The 13392-nt window shown below is 64.3% G+C and carries 15 protein-coding genes; 8 read left to right on the plus strand and 7 right to left on the minus strand.

The annotated features are described in order from the left end of the window. Positions 1–44 precede the first annotated feature (44 nt). Both rpoZ and folK read right to left on the minus strand, forming a co-directional pair. A complete protein-coding gene (gene rpoZ / locus FMA36_RS02320) occupies positions 45–440 on the minus strand; it encodes a DNA-directed RNA polymerase subunit omega (RefSeq protein ID WP_159260501.1) in 396 nt (131 codons plus the stop codon). A gap of 80 nt (positions 441–520) precedes the next feature. Then, positions 521–1072 carry a 2-amino-4-hydroxy-6-hydroxymethyldihydropteridine diphosphokinase gene (gene folK, locus FMA36_RS02325; protein WP_408885641.1) on the minus strand — a complete coding sequence of 184 codons (552 nt, stop codon included), beginning with the start codon at positions 1070–1072 and terminating at the stop codon, positions 521–523. A 192-nt stretch (positions 1073–1264) separates the two neighbouring features. Here folK and FMA36_RS02330 point away from each other — a divergent pair, with 192 nt between their 5' ends. Continuing rightward, positions 1265–1879, plus strand: a complete 615-nt coding sequence (locus FMA36_RS02330; protein ID WP_159260505.1) for a LabA-like NYN domain-containing protein — start codon at positions 1265–1267, stop codon at positions 1877–1879. Positions 1880–1941: 62 nt separating this feature from the next. Here FMA36_RS02330 and FMA36_RS02335 read toward each other — a convergent pair whose 3' ends face one another. Beyond that, entirely contained in the window at positions 1942–3435 is a 1494-nt protein-coding gene (locus FMA36_RS02335) for a malate:quinone oxidoreductase (protein ID WP_159260507.1), read from the minus strand. A gap of 321 nt (positions 3436–3756) precedes the next feature. Then, a complete protein-coding gene (locus FMA36_RS02340) occupies positions 3757–4710 on the minus strand; it encodes a bifunctional enoyl-CoA hydratase/phosphate acetyltransferase (protein ID WP_159263512.1) in 954 nt (317 codons plus the stop codon). A gap of 302 nt (positions 4711–5012) precedes the next feature. On the opposite strand from FMA36_RS02340, the gene FMA36_RS02345 reads away from it, so the two are divergent. Then, positions 5013–5888, plus strand: coding sequence for an NAD(P)-dependent oxidoreductase (locus FMA36_RS02345; RefSeq protein ID WP_159260510.1), 876 nt, complete (start codon positions 5013–5015; stop codon positions 5886–5888). A gap of 90 nt (positions 5889–5978) precedes the next feature. Here the strand turns inward: FMA36_RS02345 and FMA36_RS02350 are convergent, their stop codons facing one another. After that, on the minus strand, positions 5979–6830 hold the full coding sequence (locus FMA36_RS02350; protein WP_159260512.1) for a squalene/phytoene synthase family protein: 852 nt from the start codon (positions 6828–6830) through the stop codon (positions 5979–5981). A 129-nt stretch (positions 6831–6959) separates the two neighbouring features. Between FMA36_RS02350 and FMA36_RS02355 the strand changes: the two genes are divergently transcribed. Continuing rightward, positions 6960–7568, plus strand: a complete 609-nt coding sequence (locus tag FMA36_RS02355) for a superoxide dismutase (protein ID WP_110566925.1) — start codon at positions 6960–6962, stop codon at positions 7566–7568. A 56-nt stretch (positions 7569–7624) separates the two neighbouring features. On the opposite strand, the gene FMA36_RS02360 is transcribed toward FMA36_RS02355, so the two are convergent. Next, a complete protein-coding gene (locus tag FMA36_RS02360) occupies positions 7625–9067 on the minus strand; it encodes a sugar porter family MFS transporter (protein ID WP_159260514.1) in 1443 nt (480 codons plus the stop codon). Between the two features lie 91 nt (positions 9068–9158). After that, on the minus strand, positions 9159–9548 hold the full coding sequence (gene yajC / locus FMA36_RS02365; protein WP_159260517.1) for a preprotein translocase subunit YajC: 390 nt from the start codon (positions 9546–9548) through the stop codon (positions 9159–9161). Positions 9549–9719: 171 nt separating this feature from the next. On the opposite strand from yajC, the gene FMA36_RS02370 reads away from it, so the two are divergent. From FMA36_RS02370 to FMA36_RS19660, 5 genes are all read left to right on the plus strand, one after another. Then, a complete protein-coding gene (locus tag FMA36_RS02370; protein WP_159263514.1) occupies positions 9720–10592 on the plus strand; it encodes an ATP-binding protein in 873 nt (290 codons plus the stop codon). A gap of 34 nt (positions 10593–10626) precedes the next feature. After that, complete coding sequence (locus FMA36_RS02375; protein WP_159260519.1) at positions 10627–10782, plus strand: hypothetical protein; 156 nt, start codon at positions 10627–10629, stop codon at positions 10780–10782. A gap of 90 nt (positions 10783–10872) precedes the next feature. After that, positions 10873–11994, plus strand: a complete 1122-nt coding sequence (locus FMA36_RS02380; protein WP_408885642.1) for a Rieske 2Fe-2S domain-containing protein — start codon at positions 10873–10875, stop codon at positions 11992–11994. After that, the gene (locus tag FMA36_RS02385) at positions 11991–12995 is read left to right on the plus strand and encodes a bifunctional GNAT family N-acetyltransferase/(deoxy)nucleoside triphosphate pyrophosphohydrolase (RefSeq protein WP_159260521.1); all 1005 of its coding nucleotides are present in this window, start codon (positions 11991–11993) and stop codon (positions 12993–12995) included. The genes FMA36_RS02380 and FMA36_RS02385 overlap by 4 nt, the downstream gene beginning before the upstream one ends. Further along, complete coding sequence (locus tag FMA36_RS19660) at positions 12911–13327, plus strand: SMI1/KNR4 family protein (RefSeq protein ID WP_276612596.1); 417 nt, start codon at positions 12911–12913, stop codon at positions 13325–13327. Before FMA36_RS02385 ends, FMA36_RS19660 begins: the two co-directional genes overlap by 85 nt. Positions 13328–13392 lie beyond the last annotated feature (65 nt).

Genomic DNA, 13392 nt, shown 5'->3' on the forward strand with positions numbered 1-13392 from the left:
CAGTCACCTTCCACCCTTTCGTCAGGTGTTAGGGGCGCCAGAGATTAACGGCCCCGTCCGCTCAGGGCCGACTCAACCGATGCCTCGAGTTCTTCAGCCGACATGCTGCCGGTGGAATGACGGGCTTCTTCCTCGGCCGAGACATCCTGCAGGCCGAAGATGTTCTGCTCGGTCGGGATCAGGTCGACCACTTCCTCATCGGCAGGCTCGGGCTCGGGCGCACGGGCGAGCGAGCGCACGAGGTCGCTGCGGATCTGCTCGAGGTTAATGGTCTGGTCCGCGATCTCGCGCAGGGCGACAACGGGGTTCTTGTCGTTATCGCGGTCAATCGTCATTTCCTCGCCGCGCGACAGGGCGCGGGCGCGCTGGGCTGCGAGCAGCACCAGTTCAAAACGATTGGGAACCCGCTCAACGCAGTCCTCGACAGTGACGCGTGCCATCAGGCCTGAACTCCGGTTGTTAAATAGGTGTGTTGATCAGAATTTACCTTACTACGCCCCTGCCTGTCGTGATGCAAGCCTTATGCGGGGCCTGATGCGCCCTCCGCCTCCGCCATGCGCCGGATCTGCTGCCCCGCGACACCGGGCAGGAAAGCGTCAATCCCCTGCCCTGTCACGGGGTCACACCAGTCTGGCATGACATCGCGCAGCGGCAGCAGCACGAAGGCGCGCCGGGTTGCGCGCGGGTGAGGCAGGATGGGGTCGGGGGCCACGCGCACCAGCCCACCCATGGAGATGATGTCGAGATCAAGCGGGCGGGCGGCGTTGGCGACCGTGCGCCTGCGCCCGGCGGCGGCCTCGATGGCGTGCAACTGCTCCAGCAGCCAGGCCGGATCGACATCGCCCGCCATGCGTACGACTCCGTTCACGTAAGGGGGCTGGCCCGAGGGCGGCACCGGCGCGCTCTCGTACCATGCCGAGACACCCACCACCGAAAGGCCGGGAATACGGGCAAGCTCACCCACCGCCCACAGGCAGGTCATGGCCGCAGTTTCACCACTTTCACGCGGTAGATTGGCACCCACCGCAATAAAGGTGTCCGTGATGCAGGAGATGGATTGCGGCATGTTCATCGAGAAACTATGGTCCGTTAGCCTGCGAACGGAGTAATCCGGCGCGTCAGGGAACTTATGTGAGGATATCTGCTTCTATATAACCGGACCGATTGTTATCACACAACTTCTCCATCGTAATAAAATACATGCCAGTCGAAATTTAACACGATCGCAACATATTCACTTTCTTGTTTCAGGGACTGAACACAAATGTTTTTTCAACCCGAGGAACGGCTCTGCCTTTTTATTGATGGCACCAGTCTGTATTCCGCATCACGCAACCTTGGTTTTGAGGTTGATTACCGCAAGCTGCTGCAATTTTTCCGGTCGAAGTCAAATGTATTGCGGGCCTATTATTATTCCGCCGTGCTTGATACCGAGGAATACTCCCCCCTCAAGCCATTGACAGACTGGCTCGTCTATAACGGCTACTCCCTCGTGACCAAGAACGCGCGCGAGTTCATCGACCATAACGGCCGCCGCCGCGTGCGTGGCAACATGGATGTGGAACTCGCGGTGGATATGATGGAAATGGCGCCGCGCATCGACCATGCCGTACTCTTCAGCGGTGATTCCGATTTCCGTCGCCTGCTTGAATCCGTGCAGCGTCAGGGCGTGCGCACGACTGTGGTCGGCTCGATCAAGACCACGCCGCCGCTGATTGGCGATGAACTGCGCCGCCAGGCCGACCAGTTCGTTGAACTCGCCGACATCGCCACCCACTTCATGCGCCGTCACCTTGAAAACCGCCCGCCGCGCCACAACAACGCGCCTCCGCCGGTGCGCCACCCGGCGGACCAGATGAGCGAGCAGGACGGCGACTGATACAAACAAACCCGCCCGGGTCAGGCCCGGGCGGGTTTTTTACACAAGCGAGGTTTCAATCCTCAGCCATCAAGCTGCAGGGCGTTACGGGTACGTTCGCGCACCTGCGCGCACAACGCCGCATCCTGGCCAAGCCTGGTGCCGTAAGAGGGCACCATCTCGCGCAGCCGCGCCTCCCATTGCGGCAGGCGGTCGGCAAAGCAGCGCTGCAGTACCGTGAGCATGATGGGCGCTGCGGTGGAAGCACCGGGCGAGGCACCAAGCAGCCCCGCGATGGAACCGCCAGCCCCGGTTACGACCTCCGTGCCGAACTGCAGCACGCCACCTTTCTTCGCGTCTTTCTTGATCACCTGCACGCGCTGACCTGCGGTAATCAGTTCCCAGTCTTCCTTGCGGGCAGTGGGCACGAAGTCACGCAGGGCCTTGAGCCGGTCCTCGTTGGACTGCATGACCTGCTGGATCAGATATTTGGTCAGCGGCATGTTGTCGCGCGCGACCGCCATCATGGCCCCGATATTGTCCATGCGGATGGAGCGCGGCAGATCCAGCCACGACCCCTGCTTGAGGAACTTGGTCGAGAACCCGGCATAGGGGCCAAACAGCAGGCCCTGCCTGCCATCGATCACGCGGGTATCGAGATGCGGCACCGACATGGGCGGCGCGCCGACCGAAGCCTTGCCATACACCTTGGCATGGTGCTGGCTCACCACATCGGGGTTGGTGCAGCGCAGGAACTGCCCGCTGACGGGAAAGCCGCCAATGCCACGGGCCTCGGGGATGCCGCTTTTCTGGAGCAGGTGCAGGGCACCGCCGCCTGCGCCAACAAACACGAATTTGGCGCGCACCTTGCGCTCGCCCCCGCCATGCATGGCGCGGACCGCGATGTCCCACTGCCCGTCGGCCGTGGGGGTCAGATCCTCCACCTCATGGGCGAGGTTGAGATCAAAGCCGGGCTTGCTGGCCAGAAGGTCGATCAGGCGGTGGGTCAACGCACCAAAATTCACGTCTGTGCCCGCCGGGTGCCAGGTTGCTGCCAGAGGCTGGCCGGGCGCACGGTCCTGCATGACCAGCGGCATCCACTGGCGCATCTGGCCTTCATCGGTGGTGAATGACATGCCCTCGAACAGCGGATGCTGCTGCAGGGCTGCGTAACGGCGGCGCAGGAAATCGACATTTTCCGCCCCCCACACAAAGCTCATATGTGGAATGGGGTTGAGAAAATCACGCGGCGAGGCAATCTGCCCGGTCTCGACAAGGTAAGACCAGAACTGGCGTGAAACCTGAAAGGCCTCGTTCACGTTCACGGCCTTGGAGATATCCACCGTGCCATCGGGGCGCAGGGGAGTGTAGTTCAGTTCGCACAGGGCGGAATGGCCGGTGCCTGCGTTGTTCCAGCCATTCGAGCTTTCGAGCGCCACGTCATCAAGCCGCCCGAACAGGGCGATGGACAGGCCGGGCTCAAGCTGGCGCAGCAGGGCGCCGAGCGTTGCACTCATGATTCCGCCACCAATCAGGACCACATCGTAAGTGGTGGCGGATGAGGGATTCGAGGTCATGGCATTCTCCGGATCGGCATCGGAAACCCGCTGCGTGACTGTTCATCGGCTGGACCGGGCAGCCCGCCCGGCGGCGCGGGACACCCGGCCTGATTACATTCATGTTGGCGCCGGAGGCACCCGGCGCGCCGGCCCCATGCGTAATGGGCAACCGGACTGTCAGCCCTTTCCTTGCCACCATGTGCGCCGGGGCGCTGCATCATCTCTACGCGAGGACGCCATATTCACGCCCCAATGGCACCCGCCCGTTCGCCTCCGCACGGGCAAAAAGCCGGCCCGCGCGGGCGCGCCGGCCTTTCCTACACGCATCCCGGCGCGCCGTCATCCGCACTGGTCCATGCTGGCGGCCGGAGTCCCGCCATAGCCATGACGGATCATGACCGCGGCCACCATGCATGACAGCACGCGCACCGCCACCGGATCGGCCCGGCTGGTCAGGATGACCGGCACGCGCATGCCCATGACAATGCCCGCCGCCTGCGCCTGCCCGATGAAGGTCATCTGCTTGGCCAGGATATTGCCTGCCTCGAGGTCAGGCACGACCAGAATATCCGCCTGCCCCGCCACGGGCGAGACCACGCCCTTGCAGCGCGCGGCCTCGGGGCTGACGGCGTTATCAAGGGCAAGTGGCCCGTCCACCACCGCCCCCGTGATCTGTCCGCGTTCGGCCATCTTGCACAGCACCGCCGCATCAAGCGTGGAGGGGAGTGCGGGGTTGACCATCTCCACCGCCGAGAGCAGCGCCACCTTTGGCTGCGCCATGCCCAGCATGTGGGCAAGGTCGATGCTGTTCTGCACGATGTCGCGCCGGGATTCGAGGTCGGGCGCGATATTGACCGCGCCATCGCTCACCAGCAGCACGCGCGGGGCCTGCGGGGCATCAAGCACATAGACATGGCTCATGCGCCGGGCCGTGCGCAGCCCGCCTTCGTGGTGGCCGAGTTCATGCAGGAAGATGCGTGAATGCAGCGAGCCCTTCATCAAAGCCGCCACCGCGCCATCATGCGCCATGCGCACGCCATGATGGGCCGCCTCCTCCGCCGTGGGCAGGTCGATGAAAGTACAGCCCGCAAGCGACACGCCCGATGTGGTGGCCAGTTGCCGGATCTGCGCCTCGGGGCCAATGAGCACCGGTTGGGCCAGAGCGTTACGCGCCACCTCGGCTGCGGCCTCAATGGCTGGCAGGCTGCACGGATAGACCACGCCCAGCCGCATGGGGGCATGGCCGGACAGGGTGTGGGCCAGATCATCAAAAAAACGCAGGCTACGCATTATGCCTTCTTTCGGGTTGCGGGCAGGACCTGCTCCCCTGATGCCACAGCCCCCCCTATCCGCCCGCCATCATCTTTATGCGAGGGCGCAACCAACACCCGCGCCGCATGACACAGATGTGACCGCTGGCCGCCCCGGTTTGCGGGCACGCCCGCGCACGCACCACCGTTCAGGCTCATGGGCCACATCACCCGTGCAGCAGCGCGACCCATGCCCCCGTGACAGGCCCCACGCCCCTCATGCATGCTGGGGCACAATTACGGGCACGGGCCTGCACGGCGCCCACCATGACAAGGAGAGTATTCATGTCCACCGCTTCCCTGATCGGTTTTGTCGGCTTTGGCGCCATGGCGTCACGCATGGGGGCCAATCTGGCCAAGGCGGGCCATAAGCTCGTGGCCTATACCCCATCAGGCAAGGGGGGCGATGGCAGCACGCGCTTCGTGCCCACGCCCCGCGCGCTGGCGCAGGAGGCGGATATCGTGATCGTGTGCGTACCTGATGACGAGGCACTCGAAGCCTCGCTGCAGGGCGCGGATGGCGTGCTGGCAGGCATGAAGCCCGGCGGCCTGCTGATCAATACCAGCACCGTCGCCCCCGAGACCTCCATAGCCCTGGCCGAACAGGGCAAGGCGATGGGGCTGACCGTGATCGATGCGCCCGTGGCCGGCAGCACGCCAGAGGCGGAATCGGGCAATCTTGTGGTACTCGCCGGTGGCACGGCGGAGCAGATCAGCCGCGCCCGGCCGGTATTTGACGCCATTGGCCGCCTGACCATCCATGCAGGCCCCGCTGGCAGCGGCTCGAAGCTGAAACTCGTCATTAATGGCATCATGGGGGCCACGCTGGCCGTGGTGGCCGAAGGCGTGACCTATGGCCTGGCATCGGGGCTGGAGCGTGAGATGCTGTATGACGCGCTCGATGCGGTGCCGGTCATCTCGCCGCACCACAAGCGCAAGCTCAAGGCCGCGAAGGCAGGTGACTTCAGCCCGCAATTCCCCACCCGCCTCATGCAGAAGGACATGCGCCTGCTGCTGACCGATGGCGCCCGGCAGATGGCCCCCCTGCCCGCCATGGCAGCGGCCACCCAGAGCCTGTCGCTCACGCGCCGGCGTTACCCCAACGAGGATTATTCCGCCCTGTTTGCCGTGATGGAAGCCATGGTTGCCAACACGCCCTGACGAAAGGCCGCCTGTATCAAAAGTTTTTGGTGAAGCTTTTTTTGAACAAAGGCAGCACCCGGAAACCTTTGTTTCATCAATATATCGGGGTCAGACCCGCCCGCGCACCATTGCGGCCATGACTGCCAGCCTGTCTCCTACCCCACGCGGCGGCGGGCTTGCAGGCAAGGCGCGGGCTTTCATGTCGCGCAGGCCAAGAACTGCGGGCAGGCCTGCTGCCAGGGCCGGGCGCGGCAGGCGACCACCCGCACGCGCCTGTGCCAGCCAGGCCTGTCCCTGCTGGCGCAGCTCCCCACGCAAGGCCGCGATCTGGTCGGGGCCAGCGTGGCCGGTGCGCAGCCCATCACGCGTAAGGTTTGCATCGGCCAGCATGTCATCAGGCAGCGGGCAGCGCCCTGCGGCCAGCACGGCAGGCAGGTAGCGCACCAGCGCCCCCACTCCGTACACCCCGCCACACAGGCGCACCCGCTCCAGCATCAGGCCATCTTCGACGCCTGCGGCCTCGGCCATGGCCACCTGCAGGCCACCTGCACCTGCCAGCATCGCGGCCCGCCAGTCTTCGCGGTCAGGCAGGCCGTCAAGTTCATTTTCACGCGCCGTGATGATGGCCTCGATCGTGTCGCGCCGCACCCTGCCTGCGGCCAGCAGGCCAAGCAGGGCGCGGGCGGTATCGTGGCGCTGGGCGTTGCCACTTTCCACTACGTCGCGCCACCATTGCAGGCGGATCAGCCCCGCCATCGGCCCCGCCACCGCCCATGAGGCGGGCGTTGCCACAGCGCGCACGCATTCATGGTTGAAGGCGATCAGCGCCATGGCAGCGGCCCTTGCGGCAGCCGGCAGAAACAGCGCGCAGAAGAAGCGGTCCGGGTCAGCCGCGCGGGCGGCGTGCAGCATGGACACGCCATCGTGCGCAACATGGGATGCATCCCTCGGGGCGGTCATGGCGTTTGGTTCCGAAGGCATGGGAGGCACGTGTTCATATGTCCGTCACTTGACGCACCGGGCGCGCCCCCATAGCAATCTTGGTATGGCGGTCGCGTGCCGCCCCTTGCAATTCCCAGGAGAATGTTCATGGCTTTCGAATTGCCGTCCCTTCCCTTCGCCTACAATGCCCTTGCCAACCGTGGCATGTGCCAGGAAACGCTGGAACTCCATCACGACAAGCACCATCAGGCCTATGTGACGGCGCTGAACGGATTTGTCGAATCCAAGCCGGAACTGCAGGGCAAGTCGCTTGAGGAAATCATCCTCATGGTCAAGGGCAAGCCCGACCTTGCCCCCGTGTTCAACAATGCGGGACAGCACTGGAACCACATCCTGTTCTGGCAGAACCTGGCGCCCAAGGGCGGTGTGATCCCCGATTCCCTGAGCAAGAAGATCGTTGAGGATCTCGGCAGCATCGAGAAGTTCAAGGCCGACTTCAAGGCCGCCGCCGCCTCGCAGTTCGGCTCGGGCTGGGCGTGGCTGGTTCTGGGTTCCGACGGCAAGCTGAAGGTGACCAAGACCGCCAACGGCTCCAACCCGCTGGCCGAAGGTCAGGGCAAGGTGCTGCTCGGCCTCGACGTGTGGGAGCACTCCTACTACCTCGACTTCCGCAACCGTCGCCCCGACTACATCGTCAACTACCTCGACCAGCTCGCCAACTACGAGTTTGCCGAGGCACAGCTCCAGTCCGCCTGATCTGGCCTTACGGCCCGGACTACGGAAAACCCGGCCTTGCGCCGGGTTTTTTGCGTCTACCGCTTTTCGGGCGGCGCGTTACCGCCCAGCGCGCGCAGCTTCGTGCCGCGCATGAGTTCCGCCTCGATCTGCTCCAGCGTCATGCCCCGCGTCTCGGGCACGCGCAGCGCCACCATGAGCATGAACACCGCATTGAGCGCCGCATAGACCCATAGCACCCTGCCCGCGCCCAGCACCTCAAGCCCCGTGAGGAAGGTCGCGCTGACCACCATGTTGGCGATCCAGTTGGCGCAGGTGGAGCACGCCATGCCGAACTCGCGCCCGCGCAGCGGCAGGATCTCGGCGCAGAGCAGCCACGCCAGCGGCCCGGCCGAAAATGCGAAGGCCGCAACAAACACCAGCATGCACAGCCCCATGAGCAGCCGCATCCCCGGCATGGGCGGCACGCCGCCGGCCAGGATCATGGCCTGCCCCGCCATGGCCAGCGCCATGACCGCGAATCCGCCAATCAGCATGGGCCTGCGCCCGATCCGGTCCACCCAGAACGTGGCGACACAGGTGGAAAGCAGGTTGATCACCCCCACTCCCACCGGCCCCCACACCTGCACGTAATGGCTGTAGCCCACCAGCCCGATGATATAGGGCGCATAGTACAGCACCGCGTTGATGCCCGAGAACTGCTGCGCCACCTGCAGGCCCACTGCCAGCCACATGGCACGGCGGCAGTTGGGATCATTCATGAAATTGCCGATCCCGTCCTTGCGCGCCGCCAGCCGGGCCATGATGGCATTGCGCTCGGCCATGACCAGCCGGGGCAGCCCGCGCAGTTCGATCAGCACGCGCCGCGCGTCACGCTCGCGCCCCTGGGCAAGCAGCCAGCGCGGGCTGGGCGGCAGGAACATGACCCCCATCATGAACACCAGGCCCGGAAACCCCACGATGCCCAGCATCCACCGCCACACGCCAAAATATGAAAACAGTCCATCCGATATGAAGGCTGCCAGCAACCCGCACGAGATCATGAGCTGATAGCCCAGGATCATTGTGCCCCGGCGACCGGAATCGGCAATCTCGGCAATATAGAGCGGAGTGGTGAACGTGGTGGCCCCCGTGGCTACGCCCAGCAGCAGGCGGGCGAACAGAAGCATGCTGAACGATGAGGCCTCGGCACACAGCAGCGGGCCGATCACGAACAGCCCCGCCGTGAGCACCAGCGTGCGCTTGCGCCCCCATGTGTGCGAGAGCCATGCAGCGGCAATCACGCCAAGGGCGGCACCGAGCAGCATGATGGCCACAATCGATTCGCGCTGCAGGTCCGACAGGGTGAATTCCTGCGCGATCAGGTCGAGCGCACCTGACATGACCCCCGTATCCAGCCCGAACAGGATGCCCGAAAGGGCTGCCAGCCCCCCGATCAGCCCGGCGCGGCCATGTATGGCCGACGGGTGTCGGGAGCCTACAGGTTGGCCTGTCTGCGCGATACCGGGCTGCCTGTGCATCCTGCCTGCTCCTGCTGTTGACAGCAGCAACGATGCAGCCGGGGGGAAAGTTCGCCCCGATGCAGGGCGAACATGTACGCGTAGGGCGCGATCAGCCCTTTTTGGCCGCCTTTTCGGGCGCGCTGTCATTGGCGGGGGTGGCGGCGCTGGTAATGACCGAGCTGATGGTATCGCGCAGCACGCTCACGCGCACGCCCTGCGCGATCTCGACCTCGACCTCGTTCGACTCCGCGGTGACCTTCTGCACCACGCCGATGATGCCGCCCGCCGTCAGCACCCGGTCGCCGCGGCGCAGCGCGGAAAGCTGGCTGCGCAGCTGCTTTTGCTTGACCTGCTGCGGGCGGATGAGCAGGAAATAGAAAATGCCGAACATGGCCACATAGGGCAGCACCGCCATGATGCCATCGCCGCTCAGCAGGCCGCCGCCGGCCGCCTGGGCGTGGGCGGGCGTGGTCAGTAAATCATTGAAAATAGAGGCCATTGCAATCTTTCCGGCAGAATGAAGGGTTGAACGGGTTGCGGGTTTGCCATGCGGACCATAGTTTTCGCCTGTTTCCCGTCAAGGCGTTCGCCTGGCCCGTGTCAGCCAACGCGCTCCGGATCGCCCGGTGGCATGCGCCACCGCCCTGTCATGCCCGAATCAGGATCGACGATGGACCAGACCACCCTCCCCGTTCTCGAACGCATTGCCGCAGCCCTCGAGCGCCTCTCGCCCCCCGCGCCCTCGCTTGCCGGGCTGGAGCAGGCGGATGCCTTCATCTGGCACCCTGGCCTTGGCCGCCTGACCCCCGTGGCGCACGTGGCGCATGTGGAGATGGGCCTGCTGCAGGGCATCGACCGCCAGCGCCAGATGCTGCTCGACAACACGCTGCACTTCGCGCACGGCCTGCCCGCCAACAACGCCATGCTGTGGGGCGCGCGCGGCATGGGCAAGTCCTCGCTCGTCAAGGCGGCCCATGCGCAGGCCAACCTTGTTGATGGCAAACCCGCGCCCGCGGGCAAGGGGCGGCTGGTGCTTGTCGAGATCCAGCGCGAAGATCTCTCGACCCTGCCCGACCTGCTGGCCCTGCTGCGTGAAAGCCCGCGCCGGTTCATCGTGTTCTGCGATGACCTGTCGTTCGAGCGCGAGGATGCGGACTACAAGGCGCTCAAATCCGTGCTTGATGGCGGCATTGCGGGGCGGCCGCACAACGTGCTGTTCTATGCCACGTCGAACCGCCGCCACCTCATGCCGCGCGAGATGATCGAGAACGAAAGCTCGACCGCCATCAACACCTCCGAGGCAACGGAAGAAAAGGTCTCGCTTTCCGACCGTTTCGGGCTATGGATCGGCTTTCACAACTGCGCGCAGGATACCTTCATGGACATGGTACGCGCCTACGCGAAGGAACGCGCCCTGCCGATCAGCGATAAGGATCTCGTGCGCCGTGCCAATGCGTGGTCGCTTGGCCGCGGCGGGCGCTCGGGGCGCGTGGCCTTCCAGTTCATCGAGGATCTGAGCGCCGAACTTTCTGCCCGGCCATGATCCATCACAAGGATTGATCCATGCGGCTGCTGGCATGCTGGGCGTCTCCATCCCCCTCGATGGACCACCACAGGCCAGCACGAAGCCCGATGCGAAAGGATGCGTCAACTACGTTACAAAACATGACGGCACTGAACCATTTGCCCTGCCCGTAAAAAACATCCTTAATATCGCCATGGCGGCAGGATAACGTTCGGAATGCGTCGCAATATATGTTGTACCCGACGTCCTGCCCATGGCACATCCGGCTGCCATGCCCTGTTAACAGTCAAGAGAGACAATGGATCAGTCGTTACCGCCTGACAGCATGCAGTCCTCCGCCCCGGCCAGCGGGCGGGATCTGCGCCGAATCCGTGCCAACCCCGATTTCTGGTATCCCGTTGCATGGTCACGGGAACTGAAACCCGGCAAAACCATTGGCACCCGCTATGCGGGCCAGCCCATTGCCCTCGTCCGCCCGCGTGAGGGCGGCAGCATCTTTGCGCTTGAAGACCGCTGCGCCCACCGGCAGGTGCCCCTGAGCAAGGGCACGGTCAAGGGCGACTCCGTGCAATGCTGCTATCACGGCTGGGCCTATGGCCGCTCGGGCCGGTGCATCGACGTGCCCTATCTGGGCAAGGGCAAGCTGCCCAACGGCGTGCGCACCTACCCCGTGCGCGAGGTCGATGGGCTGATCTTCGTTTTCCCCGGTGATCCGGCCAAGGCGGAGACAACCCCCTTCCCGCGCCTGGCGGAGGTGGCGAACCCGGCCTACAAGACCCGCCGCTTCGGGCAGCTGGTGCATTGCCACTACAGCTTCATGCACGAGAACCTGATGGATATGAACCATCAGTTCATGCACATGAAGCAGATGGGGCAGATGAAGCCGCGCTTCCTGGGGCAGGAACGCGGTCCCGGCCTGGTGGAGGCGCGCTACAGCTTTGCGCGCACAAGCGGCAAGCAGCCGATTGGCGAGGCGCTGATCTTTGGCCAGAAGCGCGATAACAGCGAGAAATTCGCCCATCGCGATGTCATGACCATCCGCACCACCTACCCCTACCAGACCCTGCATATCCAGACAGGCGACAGCCCGCCGGTCATGGATCTGTGGATTGCCTACGTGCCGCAGGATGAAGCCGAGCTGACCAACCGCGTGTTTGGCCTGCTCTCCATCAAGCGGCCCGGCATTCCCGGCGTGCTGGACCTGGCTTGGCCGTTCCTGACCGCGTTCACCGAGCGGATCTTCCGCGAGGACCGCGAGATCGTGGAACTCGAGCAGAATGCCTGGTACGAGCAGGGCGGCGACCGCAACCAGGAAATCTTTCCGGTCATCAACAACCTGCGCTCCCTGCTGGTCGAATGCGGCCTGCCCGCGCAGGACGATACGCCCGCGCCGGTTGCACGGGGTGCGGCATCGGCATGATGGATCAGGGGGGACATGGTTCAGCCACCTTACTCGAGGCCGGCGAATATCGCCTGCGTGAAGTCCGCACATCTGATGCGGGCACGATGCACAGGCTGATCAATGACTGGAGCGTGGTGCGGATGCTCAGCCGCGTTCCCTTCCCCTATTCGCTGGCCATGACCGAGGACTGGATCGCCTCCACCATCGAACAGTCGCAGCATGGCGAGGCCTATCACTTCGCCATTACCTGCCCGCAGTCCGAGCAGCCCGATGCGCTGATCGGCTGCGTCGGGCTGCGCATCAATGCCGCTGACCGCTCGTGCTCGCTGGGCTACTGGGTGGGCCGCGCACACTGGAACCGCAAGGTGGCCAGCACCACGGCGGGCCGGCTTGCACGCTGGGCGCTGGCCAACCTGCCGGTGGACCGGCTCACCGCATCTGCCGCACACGACAACCATGCCTCGATCGCGGTGCTCAGGCGCATCGGCTTTCGGGAAAATGGCACAGGCACGCAGGAATTCGTCTCGCGCGGGGGCGAATACCCGGTGCGCCTGTTTGAAGCACGCCATGCCGACCTGTCGGGCGAGGAGATGACGGAAGAGACCCAGGCAGGCGATATGCGCCGGATCGTGCTGGTGGCCGCCGTGGCACTGGTGGATTCGGATGCCCGCGTGCTGCTTGCCCGCCGGCCTGAAGGCAAGTCCATGGCCGGACTGTGGGAGTTCCCCGGCGGGAAGGTGGAAGCGGGCGAAACCCCCGAGGCCGCCCTGATCCGCGAACTTGATGAGGAACTGGGGCTGGACGTGGCCCGCTCGTGCCTGGCGCCCTTCACCTTCATTTCACACGATTACGGGCATTTCCATCTGCTCATGCCCGTTTATGTCTGCCACCGGTGGAAGAACACGCCCACCCCGCGCGAGGGGCAGAAGCTGGAATGGGTGCCCGCCGGGAAACTGCGCGACTACCCCATGCCCGATGCCGATCGCCCGCTGATCCCGCTCCTGCAGGATCTGCTGTAAGATACGGAAAATGGCATGATCGATCTCGCTCCCTCTCCCGCATACCGGCGGAAGAGGACATCGCGGCGGTGGAGAAACAGATCGGCGCATCCTTCGGTCCTGCCTACAGGGAATTCATCGCCCGCCATAACGGTGCCCGGCCAGAGTATGATATCTGCACGGTCGCACCCGATAATTCCTGCGGCATAGACCTGTTTCTCGACATTGCCGCCATATCTGAACGGATGGATATCCTTGCCGATGATGTGGTATCGGCCCGCTTTTTTCCGTTTGCTGAAGGCGAGAGCTCAAACTATTTCATGATGCGCAGGGACGGCACGCCAGGCGTGTAGTCACGACCATGACCTGATGGGCATGGAGGCCCTGACGCCTGTGGCCCCGTCTCCCTGAATGCTTT

The sequence above is a fragment of the Komagataeibacter xylinus genome (genome assembly GCF_009834365.1).
Lineage (GTDB): Bacteria > Pseudomonadota > Alphaproteobacteria > Acetobacterales > Acetobacteraceae > Komagataeibacter > Komagataeibacter xylinus_D.

What these genes read in the sequence shown, in the direction of transcription:
- FMA36_RS02335 (WP_159260507.1), bottom strand. Translation starts at nt 3,435, where the DNA reads ATGACCTCGAATCCCTCATCCGCCACCACTTACGATGTGGTCCTGATT.
- FMA36_RS02330 (WP_159260505.1), top strand. Translation starts at nt 1,265, where the DNA reads ATGTTTTTTCAACCCGAGGAACGGCTCTGCCTTTTTATTGATGGCACC.
- FMA36_RS02350 (WP_159260512.1), bottom strand. Translation starts at nt 6,830, where the DNA reads ATGACCGCCCCGAGGGATGCATCCCATGTTGCGCACGATGGCGTGTCC.
- FMA36_RS02370 (WP_159263514.1), top strand. Translation starts at nt 9,720, where the DNA reads ATGGACCAGACCACCCTCCCCGTTCTCGAACGCATTGCCGCAGCCCTC.
- FMA36_RS02385 (WP_159260521.1), top strand. Translation starts at nt 11,991, where the DNA reads ATGATGGATCAGGGGGGACATGGTTCAGCCACCTTACTCGAGGCCGGC.
- FMA36_RS02360 (WP_159260514.1), bottom strand. Translation starts at nt 9,067, where the DNA reads ATGCACAGGCAGCCCGGTATCGCGCAGACAGGCCAACCTGTAGGCTCC.
- FMA36_RS02345 (WP_159260510.1), top strand. Translation starts at nt 5,013, where the DNA reads ATGTCCACCGCTTCCCTGATCGGTTTTGTCGGCTTTGGCGCCATGGCG.
- folK (WP_408885641.1), bottom strand. Translation starts at nt 1,072, where the DNA reads ATGAACATGCCGCAATCCATCTCCTGCATCACGGACACCTTTATTGCG.
- yajC (WP_159260517.1), bottom strand. Translation starts at nt 9,548, where the DNA reads ATGGCCTCTATTTTCAATGATTTACTGACCACGCCCGCCCACGCCCAG.
- rpoZ (WP_159260501.1), bottom strand. Translation starts at nt 440, where the DNA reads ATGGCACGCGTCACTGTCGAGGACTGCGTTGAGCGGGTTCCCAATCGT.
- FMA36_RS02375 (WP_159260519.1), top strand. Translation starts at nt 10,627, where the DNA reads ATGCTGGGCGTCTCCATCCCCCTCGATGGACCACCACAGGCCAGCACG.
- FMA36_RS02355 (WP_110566925.1), top strand. Translation starts at nt 6,960, where the DNA reads ATGGCTTTCGAATTGCCGTCCCTTCCCTTCGCCTACAATGCCCTTGCC.
- FMA36_RS02380 (WP_408885642.1), top strand. Translation starts at nt 10,873, where the DNA reads ATGGATCAGTCGTTACCGCCTGACAGCATGCAGTCCTCCGCCCCGGCC.
- FMA36_RS19660 (WP_276612596.1), top strand. Translation starts at nt 12,911, where the DNA reads ATGGGTGCCCGCCGGGAAACTGCGCGACTACCCCATGCCCGATGCCGA.